The organism is Curtobacterium sp. 1544 (assembly GCF_040544915.1).
GTDB lineage: Bacteria > Actinomycetota > Actinomycetes > Actinomycetales > Microbacteriaceae > Curtobacterium > Curtobacterium pusillum_C.
The window spans coordinates 23,756-43,549 of record NZ_JBEPKX010000004.1; the positions used below are offsets into that span (position 1 = coordinate 23,756).

The 19,794-nt window shown below is 69.8% G+C and carries 18 protein-coding genes; 14 read left to right on the plus strand and 4 right to left on the minus strand.

The genetic code is table 11. The annotated features are described in order from the left end of the window. Positions 1–34 precede the first annotated feature (34 nt). Positions 35–1,537: an IMP dehydrogenase gene (gene guaB / locus ABIC61_RS03730; RefSeq protein ID WP_144753225.1), complete on the minus strand. Its 1,503-nt coding sequence runs from the start codon at positions 1,535–1,537 to the stop codon at positions 35–37. A gap of 407 nt (positions 1,538–1,944) precedes the next feature. Between guaB and ABIC61_RS03735 the strand changes: the two genes are divergently transcribed. The 7 genes from ABIC61_RS03735 to ABIC61_RS03765 all read left to right on the plus strand — a co-directional run bounded on the left by ABIC61_RS03735 (position 1,945) and on the right by ABIC61_RS03765 (position 9,406). Then, positions 1,945–3,222, plus strand: a complete 1,278-nt coding sequence (locus ABIC61_RS03735; RefSeq protein WP_354028863.1) for a branched-chain amino acid ABC transporter permease — start codon at positions 1,945–1,947, stop codon at positions 3,220–3,222. An 11-nt stretch (positions 3,223–3,233) separates the two neighbouring features. After that, the gene (locus tag ABIC61_RS03740) at positions 3,234–4,220 is read left to right on the plus strand and encodes a branched-chain amino acid ABC transporter permease (RefSeq protein WP_144753222.1); all 987 of its coding nucleotides are present in this window, start codon (positions 3,234–3,236) and stop codon (positions 4,218–4,220) included. Beyond that, on the plus strand, positions 4,213–5,100 hold the full coding sequence (locus tag ABIC61_RS03745; RefSeq protein ID WP_144753220.1) for an ABC transporter ATP-binding protein: 888 nt from the start codon (positions 4,213–4,215) through the stop codon (positions 5,098–5,100). The genes ABIC61_RS03740 and ABIC61_RS03745 overlap by 8 nt, the downstream gene beginning before the upstream one ends. Next, positions 5,097–5,924 carry an ABC transporter ATP-binding protein gene (locus tag ABIC61_RS03750; protein ID WP_354028864.1) on the plus strand — a complete coding sequence of 276 codons (828 nt, stop codon included), beginning with the start codon at positions 5,097–5,099 and terminating at the stop codon, positions 5,922–5,924. The genes ABIC61_RS03745 and ABIC61_RS03750 overlap by 4 nt, the downstream gene beginning before the upstream one ends. 150 nt (positions 5,925–6,074) lie before the next feature. After that, complete coding sequence (locus ABIC61_RS03755) at positions 6,075–6,266, plus strand: hypothetical protein (protein ID WP_354028865.1); 192 nt, start codon at positions 6,075–6,077, stop codon at positions 6,264–6,266. Positions 6,267–6,333: 67 nt separating this feature from the next. Continuing rightward, positions 6,334–7,455: a GuaB3 family IMP dehydrogenase-related protein gene (locus tag ABIC61_RS03760; RefSeq protein ID WP_144753211.1), complete on the plus strand. Its 1,122-nt coding sequence runs from the start codon at positions 6,334–6,336 to the stop codon at positions 7,453–7,455. A gap of 94 nt (positions 7,456–7,549) precedes the next feature. After that, on the plus strand, positions 7,550–9,406 hold the full coding sequence (locus ABIC61_RS03765) for a glycerol-3-phosphate dehydrogenase/oxidase (RefSeq protein WP_144754246.1): 1,857 nt from the start codon (positions 7,550–7,552) through the stop codon (positions 9,404–9,406). A gap of 87 nt (positions 9,407–9,493) precedes the next feature. Here ABIC61_RS03765 and ABIC61_RS03770 read toward each other — a convergent pair whose 3' ends face one another. Continuing rightward, positions 9,494–10,009: a hypothetical protein gene (locus ABIC61_RS03770; protein ID WP_144753208.1), complete on the minus strand. Its 516-nt coding sequence runs from the start codon at positions 10,007–10,009 to the stop codon at positions 9,494–9,496. Positions 10,010–10,103: 94 nt separating this feature from the next. On the opposite strand from ABIC61_RS03770, the gene hutH reads away from it, so the two are divergent. From hutH to guaA, 6 genes are read left to right on the plus strand one after another with little or no spacing between them, the layout of a single operon-like run. Then, positions 10,104–11,651, plus strand: coding sequence for a histidine ammonia-lyase (gene hutH, locus ABIC61_RS03775; protein WP_354028866.1), 1,548 nt, complete (start codon positions 10,104–10,106; stop codon positions 11,649–11,651). A 57-nt stretch (positions 11,652–11,708) separates the two neighbouring features. Further along, a complete protein-coding gene (locus ABIC61_RS03780) occupies positions 11,709–12,239 on the plus strand; it encodes a cation:proton antiporter regulatory subunit (protein ID WP_017885470.1) in 531 nt (176 codons plus the stop codon). A 3-nt stretch (positions 12,240–12,242) separates the two neighbouring features. Beyond that, a complete protein-coding gene (locus tag ABIC61_RS03785; protein WP_354028867.1) occupies positions 12,243–13,676 on the plus strand; it encodes a cation:proton antiporter in 1,434 nt (477 codons plus the stop codon). Positions 13,677–13,723: 47 nt separating this feature from the next. After that, positions 13,724–14,461, plus strand: a complete 738-nt coding sequence (locus ABIC61_RS03790; protein ID WP_354028868.1) for an SURF1 family cytochrome oxidase biogenesis protein — start codon at positions 13,724–13,726, stop codon at positions 14,459–14,461. A 10-nt stretch (positions 14,462–14,471) separates the two neighbouring features. Beyond that, complete coding sequence (locus ABIC61_RS03795; protein WP_070417720.1) at positions 14,472–14,918, plus strand: DUF3817 domain-containing protein; 447 nt, start codon at positions 14,472–14,474, stop codon at positions 14,916–14,918. Next, a complete protein-coding gene (gene guaA / locus ABIC61_RS03800) occupies positions 14,915–16,495 on the plus strand; it encodes a glutamine-hydrolyzing GMP synthase (RefSeq protein ID WP_354028869.1) in 1,581 nt (526 codons plus the stop codon). The genes ABIC61_RS03795 and guaA overlap by 4 nt, the downstream gene beginning before the upstream one ends. Positions 16,496–16,749: 254 nt before the next feature. Here the strand turns inward: guaA and ABIC61_RS03805 are convergent, their stop codons facing one another. Together ABIC61_RS03805 and ABIC61_RS03810 are read right to left on the minus strand one after the other, a co-directional pair. Then, on the minus strand, positions 16,750–17,622 hold the full coding sequence (locus ABIC61_RS03805) for a Bax inhibitor-1/YccA family protein (protein WP_354028870.1): 873 nt from the start codon (positions 17,620–17,622) through the stop codon (positions 16,750–16,752). 31 nt (positions 17,623–17,653) lie between these two features. After that, complete coding sequence (locus tag ABIC61_RS03810) at positions 17,654–18,676, minus strand: DUF817 domain-containing protein (RefSeq protein WP_354028871.1); 1,023 nt, start codon at positions 18,674–18,676, stop codon at positions 17,654–17,656. 106 nt (positions 18,677–18,782) lie between these two features. Between ABIC61_RS03810 and ABIC61_RS03815 the strand changes: the two genes are divergently transcribed. Then, positions 18,783–19,793 carry a glycerophosphodiester phosphodiesterase family protein gene (locus ABIC61_RS03815; RefSeq protein ID WP_354028872.1) on the plus strand — a complete coding sequence of 337 codons (1,011 nt, stop codon included), beginning with the start codon at positions 18,783–18,785 and terminating at the stop codon, positions 19,791–19,793. Position 19,794: the final 1 nt, after the last annotated feature.

Here is a 19,794-nt window from a genome sequence, read left to right on the forward strand (position 1 = left end):
TCCGGATCGGAGCGGGGCGTTCGGGTTGGACTGGTCAGCCGCGGTAGTTCGGCGCCTCGACGACCATCTTGATGTCGTGCGGGTGCGACTCCTTGAGCCCGGCCGCTGTGATCCGGACGAACTTGCCGCGTGCCTTGAGTTCCGGCACGGTGCGGCCGCCGACGTAGAACATCGACTGGCGGAGGCCGCCGACGAGCTGGTACACGGCGTTCGCGACGGAGCCGCGGTAGGGCACCTGGCCCTCGATGCCCTCGGGGATGAGCTTCTCGTCCGAGGGGACGTCGGCCTGGAAGTAGCGGTCCTTCGAGTACGAGGTCTTCTCGCCGCGCGTCTGCAGGGCGCCGAGGGAGCCCATCCCGCGGTAGGCCTTGTACTGCTTGCCGCCGACGAACACCAGCTCGCCCGGGGACTCGTCCGTGCCGGCCAGCAGCGAGCCGAGCATCACGGTGTCCGCTCCGGCGACCAGGGCCTTGGCGATGTCGCCCGAGTACTGCAGACCGCCGTCGGCGATCACGGGCACGCCGGACTCGCGCGCCGCGAGGAACGCCTCGTACACGGCGGTGACCTGCGGGACGCCCACACCGGCGACCACGCGCGTGGTGCAGATCGAACCAGGGCCCACGCCGACCTTGACCGCGTCGACACCGGCGTCGATGAGCGCCTGCGCACCCTGACGCGTCGCGACGTTGCCGCCGATGACGTCCACGCCCGCGAAGCGCGGGTCGGCCTTGAGGCGACGGACCATGTCGAGCACGCCTTCGCTCTCGCCGTTCGCGGTGTCGACCACGAGCACGTCGACGCCCGCCTCGAGCAGGGCCTCGGCACGCTGCCAGGCGTCGCCGAAGAACCCGATGGCCGCGCCCACGCGAAGGCGGCCCTCGTCGTCCTTCGTGGCGTCCGGGTACTTCTCGCTCTTGTCGAAGTCCTTCACGGTGATGAGCCCACGGAGCTTGCCGTCGGCGTCCACCAGCGGGAGCTTCTCGATCTTGTGCTGCGCGAAGATCGCGACGGCTTCCTCGGGGTCGATGCCCTCGTTCGCGGTGATCAACGGCGCCTTCGTCATGACGTCGCGGACGAGGGTCGTGCCCAGCTCGAACGGGGCGACGAAGCGCATGTCCCGGTTCGTGATGATGCCGACGAGCGTGCCGTCCTGCTCGACGACCGGCAGTCCGGAGACGCGGAACTGCCCGCAGAGGGCGTCCACCTCGGCGACGGTGGCGTCGGGCCGCGTCGTGACGGGGTTGGTGATCATGCCCGACTCGGAGCGCTTGACCTTGTCGACGTAGGCGGCCTGGTCGGCGATCGACATGTTGCGGTGCAGGATGCCGATGCCGCCCTGACGGGCCATGGCGATCGCCATCCGGGCCTCGGTCACGGTGTCCATCGCCGCCGAGAGCAGCGGGACGTTGACGGAGATCCGCTTGGTGAGCCGGGACGTGGTGGACGCCTCGCTCGGGATGACGTCGGTGTGCCCCGGCAGGAGCATGACGTCGTCGTACGTGAGTCCGATGAATCCGAACGGATCCGGCTGGTCCATGGGTCCCCTTCGTGGGCGAGGTGAAGTGGTTGCGCGAACACCGGGAACGCAGCGGCGGGTTCCGGATAGACCATGGTAACGCGCGCGTCCACCCCGCCATTCCGGCCCGGACCAGGGCTCCGCGCTTCCTGTGCAGGATCACGGTTGCGGCACGATTTCTCCAGGGAACGTGATGGAAACACGGGGGACACAAAAAATCCCTAGGGTCCTCGACTATCCGAACGAGAGGCTCATCCGTGGGTTCCATCACTCCGCCGGGGTCAGCGCTGCGGCGCGGGCTCCGCCGCGGGGCACCAGGCCGCAGCCGCCTGGTCCTCGCCGCAGTACTCTTCCTCGCTTTCCTCGCCACCTTCGCGGTCGACTGGGCAGTGTCGCCCTCGGCGCAGGGGGCGACGAGCCCGACCAGCATGAGCAGTCCGACCAGCACCAGCAGCGCGACCAGTACCGAGGCCCCGGCCAGCAACCAGCCCTGCACGGTCAGCCCGACCAACGGCTGCATCCAGGGCACGATCACCGACTCCGATCGGAAGTCGGTCGAGGGCGTCGCGGTCGACGTCACCGGGCCGGGCGGGTTCGCGCAGACCGCGACCACCTCGGACACCGGCCGGTGGTCCGTGAGCGTGACGACGGCGGGCAGCTACACCGTCGCCGTCGACCAGGACACGCTGCCGAAGGGGCAGTACCTGACGAACGCGGCGGACGCGAAGCGCACGGTCACCGCGAGCCTGAACGCGAACGTCGGGCAGATCTTCCAGCTCTCCGACCAGCAGGGCGTGGTCACGAACGACGACGCCACGAGCGTCACCCCGCAGCGGGCGTGGCAGCAGTTCGCGTCCGGCATCCGGCTCGGGCTCCTCATCGCCCTGGCGTCGGTGGGGCTCTCGCTCATCTACGGCACCACGGGGCTGTCGAGCTTCTCGCACGGTGAGCAGGTGACCCTCGGCGGCCTCCTCGCCTACCTGTTCGCGAACCAGCTCGGGTGGAACATCTGGCTCACCGGCATCGTCGTCACGCTGCTGTGCGCGGCGACCGGGTACCTGCAGGACGCCGCGATCTGGCGGCCCCTGCGGCGGAGGCGGATCAGCCTCACCCAGCTCATGATCGTGACGATCGGGCTCTCGATCGCCGCGCAGTACGCGTTCCAGTACTTCTTCGGCGCCTCGACGGTCCGCATCCAGCAGGGCAACCCGGAGACCATCCGGTTCGCCGGGGTCACGCTGACGGTGCAGTCGTACGTGGCGATGGCGATCGCGCTCGTGGTGCTCGTCGCCACCGGCCTGTTCCTGGCGAAGACCCGGTTCGGCCGGGCGACCCGGGCGGTGTCGGACAACCCGGCACTGGCCAGTGCGTCCGGGATCGACGTCGACCGGGTGATCCGGTTCGTGTGGACGCTCGCCGCCGGCCTCGCGGGGCTGTCGGGCGTGATGCTCGGCCTCGTGCTCAACGGCGTCAACTGGCAGACCGGTCTCCAGCTGCTCCTGCTCATGTTCGCCTCGGTCACCCTCGGCGGTCTGGGAACCGCCTACGGTGCGCTCGTCGGGTCGATGATCATCGGCATCGTCGTGGAGCTGACGAACCTGGTGCTCCCGGGTGACTTCAAGTACGCCACCGCCCTCGTCATCCTCATCCTCATCCTGCTGTTCCGGCCGCAGGGCATCTTCGGCCGTGCCGAGCGGATCGGCTAAGGAGCGCCGCCATGGACTACATCCTCAACCTGCTGTCCTCGCTCACACAGGAGGCACTCGCCCCCACGACGGCGGCGTTCGCGCTCGCCGCGATCGGCCTGAACGTCCACTTCGGACTCACCGGTCTCATCAACATGGGACAGGCCGCGTTCCTGCTCCTCGGTGCGTACGGCTTCGCCATCTCGATCACCAACGGCCTGCCGTTCGTGATGGCGGTCCTGGTCGCCCTGCTCGTGGCCATCGTGTTCGCGATCATCCTCGGCATCCCGACCCTGCGGCTCCGCGGCGACTACCTGGCGATCGTGACGATCTCCGGCGCCGAGATCATCCGCATGGTGGGACGTTCGAGCCTGCTCACCACGACGACCGGCGGCTCGAACGGCATCACCGGGTCGAGCTACCGCGACCCGTTCAACGCCCTCAGCCCGCTGCCCGACGGCACCACCACGATCCTGTGGTTCACGTACTCGAACAACGGCGTCAACGGCTGGTGGATCCGCATCGCGGCATGGGGCCTCGTCGCCCTGTTCACCCTCGTGCTCTTCCTGCTCATGCGCAGCCCCTGGGGCCGGGTCCTGAAGGCGATCCGCGAGGACGAGGACGCCGTCCGCTCCCTCGGGAAGAACGTCTACTCGTACAAGATGCAGGCGCTCGTCTTCGGCGGCGCGCTCGGTGCCCTGGCCGGCATCATCTACGTCCTGCCGAGTTCGGTGCAGCCGGACGCGATGGGTCGCTCGATGACGTTCTTCATCTGGACCGCGCTCATCCTCGGCGGTGCTGCGACGGTGTTCGGTCCGGTGCTCGGCGCCGTGCTGTTCTTCGTGGTCCGGCTCTTCATCCGCACCCTGGCGGGCGACTTCATCCCCGACTCGATCATGAACGCGCAACAGGCGGAGCAGTTCTCCTACGTGCTCGTCGGCGTCGCGCTGATGCTGTTGATCGTGTTCCGTCCACAGGGTCTCCTCGGCAACAAGAAGGAGCTGACGTTCAGTGTCTGAGTCGTACGCCCACAGCAAGACCGACCCCATCCTCACCGTCGACACGGTCACCCGGCGCTTCGGCGGCATGACCGCGGTGGACGTCGACCACCTCGAGGTCCAGCGCGGGTCGATCACCGCCCTCATCGGTCCGAACGGCGCCGGCAAGACGACGTTCTTCAACCTGCTCACCGGGTTCGACAAGCCGAGCCCCGGCGCCGTCACCCGCTTCGACGGGGCGACCCTGCAGAAGACGAGCGCGACGCACATCGCCAACCGCGGCATGGTCCGCACGTTCCAGCTCACCAAGGCGCTGAGTCGGCTCACGGTGATGCAGAACATGCTCCTCGGGGCGCGGGACCAGCCGGGCGAGAACTTCTTCGCCGCTCTGATCCCCGCGGTCTGGCGGCCGCGGGAGCGCGCGATCACGGCGAAGGCCGAGGAACTCCTCGCCCGGTTCAAGCTCGACACCAAGGCGGACGACTACGCGGGCTCGCTGAGCGGCGGGCAGCGGAAGCTCCTCGAGATGGCCCGGGCGCTGATGTCCGACCCGACGATGATCATGCTCGACGAGCCGATGGCCGGCGTGAACCCCGCGCTGACGCAATCGCTGCTCGGCCACATCCAGTCCCTCCGCGACGACGGCATGACCGTGCTGTTCGTCGAGCACGACATGCACATGGTCCGGCACATCTCGGACTGGGTGGTCGTGATGGCCGAGGGCAAGGTCGTCGCCGAGGGGCCGGCCGACACCGTGATGGACGACAAGGCCGTCATCGACGCGTACCTCGGCGCCCACCACGACACCGACCTGGGCGACGACTCGCTCCTCACCGAGGAGACCTACGAGGAACTCGCCGAGGAAGTAGCGGAAGAAGACGAGCAGGAGGCGACCCGATGACCGACGCAACGGACCCCACGAACGCGAGCAGTGCCTCCAGTCCGGAAGCGACGCACGCGACGCAAGTCGGCACGGCCACGCTGGAACGCGAGCCGGTGCTCAGCGCCAAGAACCTCGTCGCCGGGTACCTGCCGGGGGTGAACATCCTGAACGGCTGCGACCTCGACTGCTACCCGGGCGAGCTCATCGGCATCATCGGCCCGAACGGCGCCGGCAAGTCGACACTCCTCAAGGCGTTGTTCGGCCTCGTGTCCATCCGCGAGGGCTCCGTCACGCTGCAGGGCGAGGACATCACCAACCTCAAGGCGAACAAGCTCGTGCAGGCCGGCGTCGGTTTCGTGCCGCAGACGAACAACGTCTTCCCCTCGCTGTCGATCGAGGAGAACCTGCAGATGGGCCTGTACCTGCGGCCCCGGAAGTTCGCCGAGCGCCTCGAGGTCATCTACGACCTGTTCCCCGTCCTCGGGCAGCGCAAGGGCCAGCGTGCCGGATCGCTGTCCGGTGGCGAGCGGCAGTCCGTGGCGATGGCGCGGGCGCTGATGATGGACCCGAAGGTGCTGCTGCTCGACGAACCCTCCGCCGGGTTGTCGCCCGTCCGCCAGGACGAGACGTTCATCCGCACACGCCGGATCAACAAGGCCGGTGTGTCGATCGTCATGGTGGAGCAGAACGCGCGACGCTGTCTGCAGATCTGCGATCGTGGGTACGTGCTCGACCAGGGGAAGAACGCGTACTCGGGCACCGGGAAGGAGCTCGCCGACGATCCGAAGGTCATCGAGCTGTACCTGGGGACGCTCGCCAAGGACGTCGACTCCGCTCGCTGAGCGAGCGGTGTCGACCGCGGGTGTCGCTGTGGGGGCGGCATCCGCACCGAGGAGGGTCGTGCGAAGTCGCTGATGCGCCGCACGGCCCTCCTCTCACACACCCGGCCTGGAGGCGCGGCTCGCCCCCGCCGGGTCGGTATCGTTCGGCACGTGCGTACCCCCGGCCCCCTCGTGCTCGACGCCCTCGTCTGGCTCGTGTTCGCCGCGCTCTTCATCGGGGCGGCGCTGCTCGTGAAGGTCGCGGCGGCGCTCCTCGGGGTCCTGGTCGTGCTGGCGCTCCTGCTCGGGTTCGTCCTGCGTGCGCTCCGCAAGCGCCGCGCCCGCCCGCGCCCACCGCGCTGAGGCTCGCACGGTGCGAGCCCGGCGGCCGCTCGTGTCACCCGGGGGACACGACCGCTAGGCTTGCCGGGTGAGTGAAGTCGAGATCGGTGCAGGCAAGCGCGGACGTCGGGCGTACGCATTCGACGACATCGCGGTGGTCCCCTCGCGTCGGACGCGTGACCCGCGCGACGTGAACGTGCAGTGGTCGATCGACGCGTTCACGTTCGAGTCGCCGATCCTCTCGGCCCCGATGGACTCCGTCGCCTCGCCGGCCACGGTCATCCAGATGGGCAAGCTCGGCATGCTCGGCGTGCTGGACCTCGAGGGGCTCTGGACCCGCTACGAGGACCCGACGCCCTACTTCGACGAGATCAAGACGCTCACCGACGGCAACGTCACGAAGCGCATGCAGGAGATCTACTCCGAGCCGGTCAAGGCCGAGCTGATCACCGCGCGTCTCGCCGAGATCCGCGCCGCGGGCGTCCCGGTCGCCGGGTCGCTCAGCCCGCAGCGCACGCAGGAGTTCTCGAAGACCGTCGTCGACGCCGGCGTCGACCTGTTCGTGATCCGCGGCACCACGGTCTCGGCCGAGCACGTCTCGCAGAACACCGAGCCCCTCAACCTCAAGAAGTTCATCTACGAACTCGACGTCCCGGTCATCGTGGGCGGTGCCTCCACCTACACGGCGGCGCTGCACCTCATGCGCACCGGTGCTGCGGGCGTGCTCGTCGGGTTCGGCGGCGGCGCAGCCTCGACGACCCGTGCCGCGCTCGGCATCCACGCCCCGATGGCCACGGCCGTCGCGGACATCGCCGGCGCTCGCCGTGACTACATGGACGAGTCCGGCGGTCGGTACGTGCACGTCATCGCCGACGGTGGGCTCGACACCGCCGGTGACGTCGTGAAGGCGATCGCGATGGGTGCCGACGCCGTGATGCTCGGCACCGCCCTGGCCCGTGCGACCGAGGCTCCCGGCGGTGGGTTCCACTGGGGTGCCGAGGCGCACCACCCGGAGCTGCCCCGTGGCCGCCGGGTCGAGGTCGGCACGATCGCCCCGCTGGAGAACGTCCTGAACGGCCCGACCCCGACGTGGGACGGCCGTGCGAACATCATCGGTGCGCTGCGCCGGTCGATGGCGACGACCGGATACTCCGACGTCAAGGAGTTCCAGCGAGTAGAAGTGGTCGTGGCGCCGTACCACCAGCAGTGATGGTGGCACCCGCACTCCAGCACGGGTGACGCCACGGCGCCGAGCGCGACACCGCGACACGGAGGCGACGATGGCGAAGTCCAGCAGCAGCGCAATGAGGCCGGCCCGGGCCGAGAACGCGGCCCCGGGGGTCGGGTTCGACCCGTCGGCGAAGCTCGGCCCGGACGAACGCGCGGCCGCGATCGAGACGATGAAGACCCGAGAGCTCGACGTCCTGGTCGTCGGCGGTGGCATCGTCGGCGCTGGGAGTGCGCTCGACGCCGTGACGCGCGGCCTGAACGTCGGCATCGTCGAGGCCCGTGACTGGGGTTCGGGGACGTCGAGTCGCTCGTCGAAGCTCGTCCACGGCGGCATCCGGTACCTCGAGCAGCTCAACTTCGCGCTCGTCCGCGAGGCCCTGATCGAACGCGGCCTCCTGCTGCAGCGGATCGCCCCGCACCTGGTGAAGCCCGTGCGCTTCCTCTACCCGCTCAACCACCGCGTGTGGGAGCGGTTCTACATCGGCATCGGCATGGCGATGTACGACGTGTTCAGCTGGTCCGGCGGTCGTCCGCCCGGCGTCCCGCACCACCGGCACCTCAGCCGTGGGCAGGTCCTCAAGAACATGCCGGGGCTCAAGAAGGACGCCTTCGTCGGCGGCATGACCTACTACGACGCCCAGGTGGACGACGCCCGGTACGTCGCCTCGCTCGTGCGCACCGCGGCGTCCTACGGCGCCCACGCCGCGAGCCGCATCCGCATCGAGGGCTTCATCAAGGTCGGGGAGCGCGTCGTCGGGGCCGAGGCGCACGACATCCAGACCGGTGAGAAGTTCGAGATCCGCGCGAAGCAGGTCGTCAACGCGACGGGTGTCTGGACCGACGACACCCAGGCGATGATCGGCACCCGCGGACAGTTCAAGGTGCGGGCCTCCAAGGGCGTGCACCTCGTCATCCCGCGGGACCGCTTCCAGTCGAACACGGGCATGATCCTCCGCACCGAGAAGAGCGTGCTGTTCGTGATCCCGTGGGGTCGGCACTGGCTCGTCGGGACGACGGACACCGACTGGTACCTCGACAAGGCGCACCCAGCGGCGACCGCGGCGGACATCGACTACATCCTCGAGCACGTGAACAAGGTGCTCGCGGTCCCGCTCACCCGCGAGGACGTCGAGGGCGTCTACGCCGGACTCCGGCCGTTGCTCGCCGGGGAGTCCGACCAGACGTCGAAGCTCAGCCGCGAGCACGTCGTCGCCCACACGGTCCCCGGGCTGGTGGTCGTCGCCGGCGGCAAGTGGACGACGTACCGCGTGATGGGCAAGGACGCCATCGACGAGGCCGTCGCCGCGATGGACGGGAAGATCCCGGGGTCGACGACCGAGGACATCCCCCTCCTCGGCGCCGAGGGGTACCCCGCCGCGTGGAACCGCCGTGGCCGCACGGCGCGGAGCTTCGGTGTGCACAAGGTCCGCATCGAGCACCTGCTGAACCGGTACGGCACGCTCGCGACCGAGGTCCTCCGGCTCGTGAAGGAGGACCCGTCGCTCGCCGAGCCGCTGCCCGGGGCCGACGACTACATCGGTGCCGAGGTCGTCTACGCGGCCTCGCACGAGGGTGCCCTGCACCTGGAGGACGTCCTCGCCCGCCGCACCCGCATCTCGATCGAGGCCTGGGACCGCGGTGAGTCCGCCGCCCCCGTCGCCGCGAAGCTCATGGCGGACGTGCTCGGCTGGGACCAGGAGACCACCGAGCACGAGGTGTCGAACTACCTGAAGCGCGTCGCCGCCGAGCGGGAGTCGCAGCTGCAGCCCGACGACGAGTCGGCGGACCGCGTCCGTCTCGAGGCGCCGGACATCGCGTTCGGCTTCGACGAGGACGACGTCGTGGTCGGCGGTGGGCGCTCGAGCGGCGCGGAGGGCGCGAAGGCGTCCGACGAAGCCGTGGTCGGCGAGAAGACGACGGAACCCGAGTAGACCCAGCCACAGCCCGACGCGACCCGCGTCGGGAACACGGGTCGCGCCTCCAGGCTGTCGACGGTCTGGAGGCGCGACCCGCCCCCGTCAGGCGACCAGCGTCCCCGACGTGGCCAGGCGCGCACGGCGTCGCTCACCCACCACGAGGACGACCGGGATCGCGACGAGCGCGATCACGCTGGTGACGTACAGGACGCCGGCCCAGATGGTGTGGTCCTCGCCGCCGATGCCGTACCCGTCGGCGACGTCCATGCCGAGCTGGAACCCCGCGGCGAACGCGGGAACCGCTCCGGCGGCCACGATGCCGAGGAACCAGGCGGCCACGAAGTGCGCTTCGACGCGCTTCCACAGCGTCACGACGGTGACCACGACGGCCAGGCCGACCCCGATGGCCGCGATGACCAGGACACCCACGATGTCGGAGCGCACGTCGAACCCCTGCCCGTCGAGGTGCGCGTAGATCGTCGCGAGCGGTGTCCCCGGCACTGCGGCGAGCGGATCGAGCACGAGTTCCTGCACCGCGAGCAGTGCGGCGTAGGCGATGACCGCCGTGACCCCGACCCCGGCGACGACGATGCGTGTTCTCGCTGTGCTGTTCCCCATGCGCGGACCCTAGCGGAGCGAGCCGGAACGCTGCCATGATCTGTACCGTCCAGTCGGTACTGCACGCACCCCTCACGACCTCCGCAGGAGCACCATGACGACCACCGCCACCCAGCCCGTCACCGTCGACGTCGGAGCCCTCGCTCCCGACGACGTGGTCGCCGTCGCCCGGCACGGCGCACGCGTCGAGCTCGCACCCACCGCGCTCGCCGCGATGGCCGAGAGCCGCGCCGTCATCGAGGCCCTCGCGGACGGCACCGTCCCCCACTACGGCGTCTCGACGGGCTTCGGCGCCCTGGCCACGAAGCAGATCCCGTTCGACCGTCGCGCGCAGCTGCAGGCCTCCCTCGTCCGCAGCCATGCGGCGTCGAGCGGCCCCGCCGTCGAGGACGAGGTCGTCCGCGCGCTCCTGCTCCTCCGACTGTCGACGCTCGCCACCGGTCGCACGGGCGTCCGTCCCGAGGTCGCGCAGACGTACGCCGACCTCCTCAACGCCGGGATCACGCCCGTCATCGGCGAGTACGGCAGCCTGGGTTGCTCCGGCGACCTCGCACCGTTGGCGCACTGCGCCCTCGCCGCGATGGGGGAGGGCGACGTGCGGGTCCAGGGTGTCCCGATGCCGGCCGCCGAGGCGCTCGCCGCGGCGGGCATCGAGCCGCTCGTGCTCCGCGAGAAGGAGGGCCTGGCGCTCATCAACGGCACCGACGGCATGCTCGGGATGCTCGTCCTGGCGCTCGACGACCTCGGGGCCCTGCTCAGCACCGCGGACCTCGCGGCTGCGATGAGCGTCGAGGGCCTGGCCGGCACGGACACCGTCTTCGCCGCCGACCTGCAGGCGCTCCGTCCGCACCCCGGCCAGGCCCGCTCGGCCGCGAACATGCGCGCCGCACTCGACGGCTCGCCGGTGATCGCCGCGCACCGCTCCTCCGGCTTCACCCGGGTCCAGGACGCGTACTCGCTGCGGTGCGCCCCGCAGGTGCACGGTGCCGCGCGGGACACCGTGGACCACGCGGCACTCGTCGCGTCCCGCGAGCTGGCGTCGGCGGTCGACAACCCGGTGGTCACGCTCGACGGTCGCGTGGAGTCCAACGGGAACTTCCACGGGGCGCCGGTCGGGTACGTGCTCGACTTCCTCGCCATCGCCGTGGCGGACGTCGCGAGCATGTCCGAACGCCGCACCGACCGGTTCCTCGACGCGACCCGGAACGGCGGACTCCCGCCCTTCCTGGCGAACGACCCCGGTGTCGACTCCGGGCACATGATCGCGCAGTACACCCAGGCCGGGATCGTCTCCGAACTGAAGCGTCTTGCCGTGCCCGCGTCGGTGGACTCCATCCCGACCTCGGCGATGCAGGAGGACCACGTGTCGATGGGCTGGGGCGCGGCACGCAAGCTCCGCCGGGCGATCGACGGGCTCACCCGCGTGCTCGCGATCGAGGTCCTGACGGCGGCGCGGGCGGCCGACATGCGCGGCGCCGGGACGGCCGCGCTCACCGGTGCGGTGCGCGCCGTGCTCCGGGAACGGGCCGCGGGACCGGGGGACGACCGCTGGCTCGCCCCGGAGATCGCCGCTGCCGTGGAGCTCGTCGCGGACCGGTCGCTGCTCGCGGCGGCGCGGGGTGGTGGATCCGACTTCGCCTGACGGAATGGCCGGACCTCCGTGGTGGTTATCATCGGGGTACTCGAAAAGGGAGCCATCATGGTCGACGTCCATCGCGTCAAACTCCCCGGAGTCGGCGTGCTGCACAGCTTCTACACCGACGACGGTGGCAAGTGCGGTGTCATCACGCACCGGTCGGGCCACTCCGACCTCATCTCCTTCGCGGACGTCTCGGACGGCGCGGACAAGTCGGAGAAGGTGTCGCTGCGCCTCAGTGAGGACGAAGCACACACCCTCGCCGAACTGCTCGGCGGCACCCGGATCACCGAGGGCCTCGACAAGCTCGACGAGATCCCGGGCCTGTCGATCGACTGGTTCTCGGTCGACTACGACGACGCGATCGCCGGCAAGCCCCTCGGCGACCTGCACGACTCCGGCTTCATCGGACTGACCGTCGTGGCCGTCGTCCGCGGCGACAGCGCCAACCCGGCGCCCTCCTCGGACTTCGTCGTCTTCCCCGGTGACACGATCGTCGTCGCCGGGTCCCCCGAGAAGGTCGCCAAGGCCTTCTCCTTCTACCGCAGCGGAGAGCTTGCGGCCGCATCGGCCGAGGCCCCGCGGAAGAGCTAGAGCATGCACCTGGGTGGTGAGCTGCTCACCATCGGTGTGCTCTTCGTCATCGCCTACGTGCTGGGGCGACTCGGCAAGGTGATCGGGCTGCCGGCGATCCCGATCTACATGATCGTCGGGCTCATGGCGAGTCCGCACACGCCGTGGATCGGGCTGAACGTCGAGTCGCACACGATCGAGCTGATCGCGACCTTCGGCCTCATCCTGCTGCTGTTCAACCTCGGGTTGGAGTTCGACCAGGAGGAGTTCTACGGCAACGCCGGGAAACTCCTGGTCTCCGGTGGCACGTACGTCGCGATCAACATGGGCGTCGGGTTCGCCTTCGGGTTCTCGCTCGGCTGGGGCACCCGCGAGGCCCTGATCATCGCCGGCATGACCGCGACGTCGTCGAGCGCGATCGTCACGAAGCTCCTCATCGAGTTGCGGCGCCTGGCCAACGACGAGACGCCGATGATCCTCGGTGTCACGGTCATCGAGGACGTCTTCATCGCCATCTACCTGGCGATCGTCTCGGTGGTGCTCTCCGGCGACACGAACGCGTGGGCGGTGGTCGGCAAGCTCGCGCTGGCGTTCGGCTTCCTGATCGTGATGTTCACGCTCGCCCGGTTCGCCGGCAAGTGGGTGTCGAAGATCTTCGCGACGCGTGACGACGAACTGTTCACGGTGCTGTTCTTCGGTCTCGCGGTGATGTTCGGCGGCATCGGTGACCTGCTCGGTGTGACCGATGCGATCGGCGCGTTCGTGATCGGTCTGCTCTGCGGGGCGACCCGCTACCGGGACCGCATCGAGCAGCTCGCACTGCCGATGCGCGACGTGTTCGCGGCGTTCTTCTTCGTGAACTTCGGCCTCGGGCTCGACCTGTCCACCTTCGGCGAGGTGCTCTGGCCCGTCCTCGGCGCGATCGGCATGACGGTGGTGCTCAACGCGGTCGCCGGACAGCTCGTCGCCCGGATGAACGGCTTCAACGTCCAGCAGGGCATCAACACCGCCGTGATCCTGGTGAACCGTGGCGAGTTCGCGCTCATCCTCGCGACGCTCTCGGCTGCCGCCGGCCTGGAGGCACGGATCACCGCGTTCGCGGGCCTCTACGTCCTCGTCATGGCCATCCTCGGACCCCTCCTCGCCGTGAACTCGGACCGGATCGGCCGCCTCGTGGTGCGACCCGCCCGCCTCGCGCGGCTGCGCACGCGCCTCGGCGGTCGCCGGGCCGTCGCGGCTGCCGCCGCGGCCGAGGCAGCGGAGGCCGCGGCCGAGTCCGACGCCGCGGACGCCGCTGCGCGCCGTGCGGAGCGGGACCGCCAGTTCGCGGAGGAGTTCGCCCTGGTGGAGGCGGCTGGCAGGGAAGAGCGGGAGAATGAGCCCTCGGAGGCGGCGTCCGAGCCCCTTCCTGCCGAGCGACCCGAACGCCCGGTCCGTCAGCGCGATCCGGAGTACTGATACGAATGTGGGCCGTAGCCCGACGACCGAGGTGGATCGCGCTGCTCTTGCTGGCGCTCGTGCTGGCGGCGGTGTTCGCCGGGCTGGGCAAGTGGCAGCTCGAGCGGAGCATCGCGAACGGCAAGCCACTGCCGGCGACCACCGAGACGCGGAAGTCCCTCGACGCCGTGACCCGGCCGATGCAGCCCGCGACCGAGACGATGGCCGGGCAGAAGGTGACCGTCACCGGCACGTTCGTCGCCGGTGACACGACCGTCCTGACCGGTCGCAGCGGGGGTGGGACGTACCAGACCGTGGGACACCTGGTCGATGCCGGAAGTGGGGCGAGCCTCCCGGTCGTCATCGGGTGGTCCGACCAGCGCTCGGCCGCCGTCGCCGGGGGTGACCGTCTGACGGACGGCGCGCGCCTGACGATCGAGGGCCGCTACTACCCGGCCGAGTCGCCCGACCAGGACACCTACGACAAGGGCGAGTACTCGGCGGTCGCGCCGGCCCGGTTCGTGAACACGTGGAAGCACTTCGACGACGAGATGTACCTCGGGTACGTCGTCGCCGACGACACCACCGCGAAGGCCGCCGACCTCGGCACCATCGCCGACCGGGCCCCGACGCGGGAGGTCCAGTTCGACTGGCTGAACCTCTTCTACGCCGTGGAGTGGGTCGTCTTCGCCGGCTTCGCCGTGTTCCTCTGGTACCGCTTCGTGAAGGACGCCTGGGAGCGCGAGGAAGAGGACCGGCGTGAGGCCGCTCTCAGCGTCGACGGGGCCCTCGCGGACCGACGGTAGGATGGCCGATATGGCTCTGACCGTCCGTACCCGTGACATCCCGAAGATCCCGGGCGCGGTGAAGTGGTACCGCGTCTCGGCGTACATCACCGGTGTGCTGCTGCTCGCCCTGGTGGTCGAGATGGTCATCAAGTACACGCCGCTGCACCTCGAGATGCAGCTCGGCGGCGGCGCGTTCTTCGTGCCGGAGGGCACGGCGGGCAAGGAGCCCGGCACCTTCAACCTGTCGATCGGCATCCTCATCGCCCACGGCTGGCTGTACGTGCTCTACCTCTTCACCGACTTCCGTCTGTGGAGCATCATGCGCTGGAAGCCGATCCGCTTCCTGCTCATCGCCCTCGGGGGCATCATCCCGTTCATGTCGTTCGTGGTCGAGCACCGCATGCAGAAGATCGCCATGGACACCTACCACGAGCTGACCGCTGCCCAGCAGCGTGAGAAGGAGGCCGCTCGGTGAGCGAGACCGAACAGCGTCCCGTCCTCGTCGTCGACTTCGGAGCCCAGTACGCGCAGCTCATCGCGCGACGGGTCCGTGAGGCGAACGTCTACAGCGAGATCGTCCCGCACTCGATCACGGCGGACGAGGTCCGTGCGAAGGACCCGGCGGCCATCGTGCTGTCCGGTGGTCCGTCGTCCGTGTACGAAGCGGGCGCACCGTCGCTCGACGGCGACATCCTCGACCTCGGCGTCCCCGTGCTGGGCATCTGCTACGGCTTCCAGGCCATGGCGACCGCCCTCGGCGGCGAGGTCGCGCAGACCGGCCAGCGTGAGTACGGCGCGACCGACGTCACCGTGACGGGCACCGACAGCGTGCTCCTCGGCGCGCAGCCGGAGTCGCAGGTGACCTGGATGTCCCACGGCGACTCCGTGGCGAAGGCGCCGGAGGGCTTCGAGGTCCTCGCGTCGAGCGCCTCCACCCCCGTCGCCGCGTTCGCGTCCGACGAGCGCAAGCTCTACGGCGTGCAGTGGCACCCCGAGGTGAAGCACTCGGTGTACGGCCAGGCCGTGCTCGAGAACTTCCTGCACCGTGCCGCCGGGCTCCCCGGTGACTGGAACTCGGCGAACGTCATCGAGGAGCAGGTCGCCCGGATCCAGGCCCAGGTCGGATCCAGCCGCGTGATCGCCGGGCTCTCCGGTGGTGTCGACTCCGCCGTCGCCGCGGCGATCGTGCACAAGGCCGTCGGTGACCAGCTCACGTGCGTCTTCGTCGACCACGGGCTCCTCCGCGCCGACGAGCGCAAGCAGGTGGAAGAGGACTACGTCGCCTCCACCGGTGTGCGCCTCATCACGATCGACGCCGAGCAGCAGTTCCTCGACGCCCTGGCCGGCGTCAGTGACCCGGAGCAGAAGCGCAAGATCATCGGGCGCGAGTTCATCCGCACCTTCGAGGCCGCGGCCGAGGCGCTCGTGCTCGAGGCCCGCGGCGACGACGCTGCCGGCGAGGTCAAGTTCCTCGTGCAGGGCACGCTCTACCCCGACGTCGTCGAGTCCGGCGGTGGTTCCGGCACGGCGAACATCAAGTCGCACCACAACGTCGGCGGGCTCCCGGACGACATGACGTTCGAACTCGTCGAGCCGCTCCGTACCCTGTTCAAGGACGAGGTCCGCGCGGTCGGTCGCGAGCTCGGGCTGCCCGAGGTCATCGTCGGCCGCCAGCCGTTCCCCGGACCGGGGCTCGGCATCCGCATCGTCGGCGAGGTCACGAAGGACCGCCTCGAGCTGCTCCGTGCCGCGGACAAGATCGCGCGCGAGGAACTCACCGCCGCCGGCCTCGACCAGGAGATCTGGCAGTGCCCGGTCGTCCTGCTCGCCGACGTCCGTTCCGTGGGCGTCCAGGGCGACGGCCGCACCTACGGCCACCCGATCGTGCTGCGTCCGGTCTCCTCGGAGGACGCGATGACCGCCGACTGGACTCGTCTGCCGTACGACACCCTCGCGAAGATCTCGAACCGCATCACCAACGAGGTGCCCGACGTGAACCGGGTCGTGCTCGACGTCACGTCGAAGCCGCCGGGGACGATCGAGTGGGAGTAGTCCTCCCGCGCTGAAGGGGCCCGGCACGCACTGCGTGCCGGGCCCCTTCGCGTGCGGCGGCGAACTCGGCCCCGCACATGCTCGGCGAGCGGGCAGAACACGCCGCCCGCCCGCCATCGAGCGGGCAGAACACGCCGCCGGAGCGCCTCGAACACGACGAAAAAGGCCCGCTCGGCGGAGGGGTGGGTGGTTAGGGACGGGCCCGGGAACGACGAAGGGCCCCGGCGTGTTCGCCGGGGCCCTTCTGGTCGGAGCTAGTTGCGCTGACTGCTCGCGATGATGGCGAGGATGCGCAGGATCTCGAGGTACAGCCACACGAGGGTGACGATGAGACCGAACGCCGCCGTCCACGCGTAGATCTTCGGGGCGCCGCGCTGGACACCGGTCTTGATCTGGTCGAAGTCGAGGATCAGCGAGTACGCGGCCATCAGGACCACGAAGATGCCGATGACGACGCCGAGCGGGATGCCGAAGATCGTCGTACCCATGAGCCCGAACGCCGTGTTCGTCACACCGGTCCACATCAGGACGAGGTTCACGAGCGAGAACGCCATGTACCCGACCATCGCGATGAGGAAGAAGCGGGTCAGCTTCGGCGTCGCACGGACCTTGCCCGAGAGGAACAGCAGCAGCGTGACCGCGAACACCCCGAGGGTGCCGAAGACCGCCTGCGCGACGATGCCGTCGGCCTGCGGGAACGCCGTCTGGAAGTAGTTCGAGATACCGCCGACGAACAGCCCCTCGAAGAACGCGTACGTCAGGACCAGGCCCGGCGACGGCTTCTTCTTGAAGGTGTTGACGAGCGCCAGGACGAACCCGACGATCGCGCCGACGATCCAGACGATCGGGGGCAGGTTCCAGCCGGCCACCGCACCGACGAGGAGCACGCCGAACGCGAGCAGCGTCTTGACGATGGTGTCCTCGTACGACATGCGGTCCGTGTCGACCGTGCTGGCCGCCGGGCGGTCGTACATGTACTGCAGCTGCTCGGGCGTCATGCCGCCCTGTGCCTGCTGCGGGGTCTGTCCCCAGCCGGCCTGCTGCTGACCAGCGCCACGCCCACCCCAGGTGTTGGGCCCCTGGTTGTTGAAGGCGGGGGACTGGTCGAAACCGGGCTTGAAGGCCATGGTGTCCTCTTCCTTGGAGATTCGAGTCCTCTCAGCCTAGGGGCGCTCGGTCGCGGAAGGCTGAGGATTCGCGGCGAGCGGAAGCGGCCCCGGAGGGCCTCGACCCCCGCAGCCTATGAGGGTCCGCTGCGCGCGCGCCCCGAAGTCGTCGAGAACCAGCCGACCACCGGGCGGGACGTGCCGGACCGCGGTGATCCGTGCCTCCAGGCCGCACCGCTGGGTACACCCACGTGACCAGCGCGACCGAGATGAGCATGAGGAGCAGCCACGCCACGATCTTCGTGGGCGCGACCGGGTGCCAGGCCGCCGTCTGCGCGGGGTAGGACCACGCGCCAGCCCAGGTGGCGACGTTCTCGGCGAGCCAGATGAACAGCGCGACGAGGCCCATCGCGACGAGCACGGGCATCCGCAGCACCGTCCGGTGGACTCGCGCGTGCATGGTCGTGGCGCCGAACAGGACCACCACGAGTGCGAGCAGCACGTACCGGGCGTCCCAGACGAAGTGGTGGCCGAAGAAGTTCGCGTAGACCAGGGCCGCGAGGATCGCGAGGACCCACTGCCTCGGGTACCGGTCGAACCGCAGGTCGAACAACCGGTACACGCGCACCAGGTACGACCCGACCGCGCCGTACATGAACCCCGAGAACAGCGGGACGCCGAGCACCACCAGGACACCGGACTGCTCGTAGGTCCACGAGCCCATGTGGGTCTTGAACACCTCCATGACGGTGCCCACGACGTGGAAGAGCAGGACGACGCGGAGCTCCCGGAAGGTCTCGAGCCCGAACACGAGCATCCCGACCTGCAGCAGGACGGCGGCGATCGTGGTCACGTCGTTCCGGAGATCGACCGGGACGGTCAGGTGCACGACCGCCATCGTCGCGAGCAGCAGCGCCCCGAACGTGCACGCCCAGGCCTGCTTCGCGCCGAACACCAGGAACTCGGTGACCGCGAGTCGGACGGGTCGGTGCGGCTGGTGTCCGGCGTCCAGCACCCGGCGTGCGGCGCGGTCGATGCGGTGCTCGACGGCGGTCGAGAGGGATCGGACGGTCATGCTGCGAGCGTCCGTCCCGGAGCTGGGAACGGCGGGCTGTGCGTCCCCGGATGTGCCGTGCGACACACGCCAGGCCGCGGACACCGCTGCCCAGTAGGGTGCGGCCATGACCCTGGTGATCGCCCACCGTGGCGCGTCCGGCTACCGTCCCGAGCACTCGCGGAGCGCGTACGAGCTCGCGATCGAGCTTGGCGCCGACGCGATCGAACCGGACCTCGTGCCGACGAAGGACGGCGTGCTGGTGCTCCGGCACGAGAACGAGGTCTCGGGCACGACCGACGTCGCGGACCACCCGGAGTTCCGGCACCTGCGGACGACGAAGACCGTCGACGGGCAGACACTGACCGGCTGGTTCACCGAGGACTTCACGTGGGCCGAGCTGCAGACGCTCCGCACCCGGGAGCGCCTGCCCGCGCTCCGTCCGGGTTCGGCGGAGCACGACGGCGAGGAACCGATCCTGCGCCTCGAGGACCTGCTCGGCATCCTCGACGCGGCCCCGCGACCAGTCGGGCTCGTCGCGGAGGTCAAGCACGCCGACTTCTTCCACCGAGCCGGGTTCCCGATGGACGAGCTGCTCGACGGCGTCCTCGGCGACACGGGGTGGCGCGGGGACGAGCGGCTCACGGTCGAGTGCTTCGAGAAGGGCGTGCTCCGGGACCTCCGCTCACGTGGGACGGGTGGTCGACTCGTGTACCTCCAGGAGGCGCGTGGCAGCGCCCCGGACGAGGTCGCGTCCCACGGGTCGCTGGCTCCCACGTACGCCGCGGAGCGCTCCGACGACGCACTCGCGTCACTCGCGACCGAGTTCCACGGGATCAGCCTCGCGGTCGGCACGGTGATGGCGGGCACGGACAGCGTGGCGCTCGACGACCCCACGCCGGTGCGGAGCGCGATCGTGGACCGCGCGCACGAGGCCGGGCTCGCCGTGTACACGTGGACGCTCCGCCCGGAGAACCGGTTCCTGCCGGCGCCCCTCCGCCGCGGGGGCGAGGTCGCGGCGTTCGGCGACTGGGAGCGGTGGTTCACGTCGGTCGTCCGCACCGGAGTCGACGGCGTGTTCGCGGACCACACCGACCTGGCGGTCCTCGCCCGCTCGGCTGTCGGAGGTCGCGCCTAGA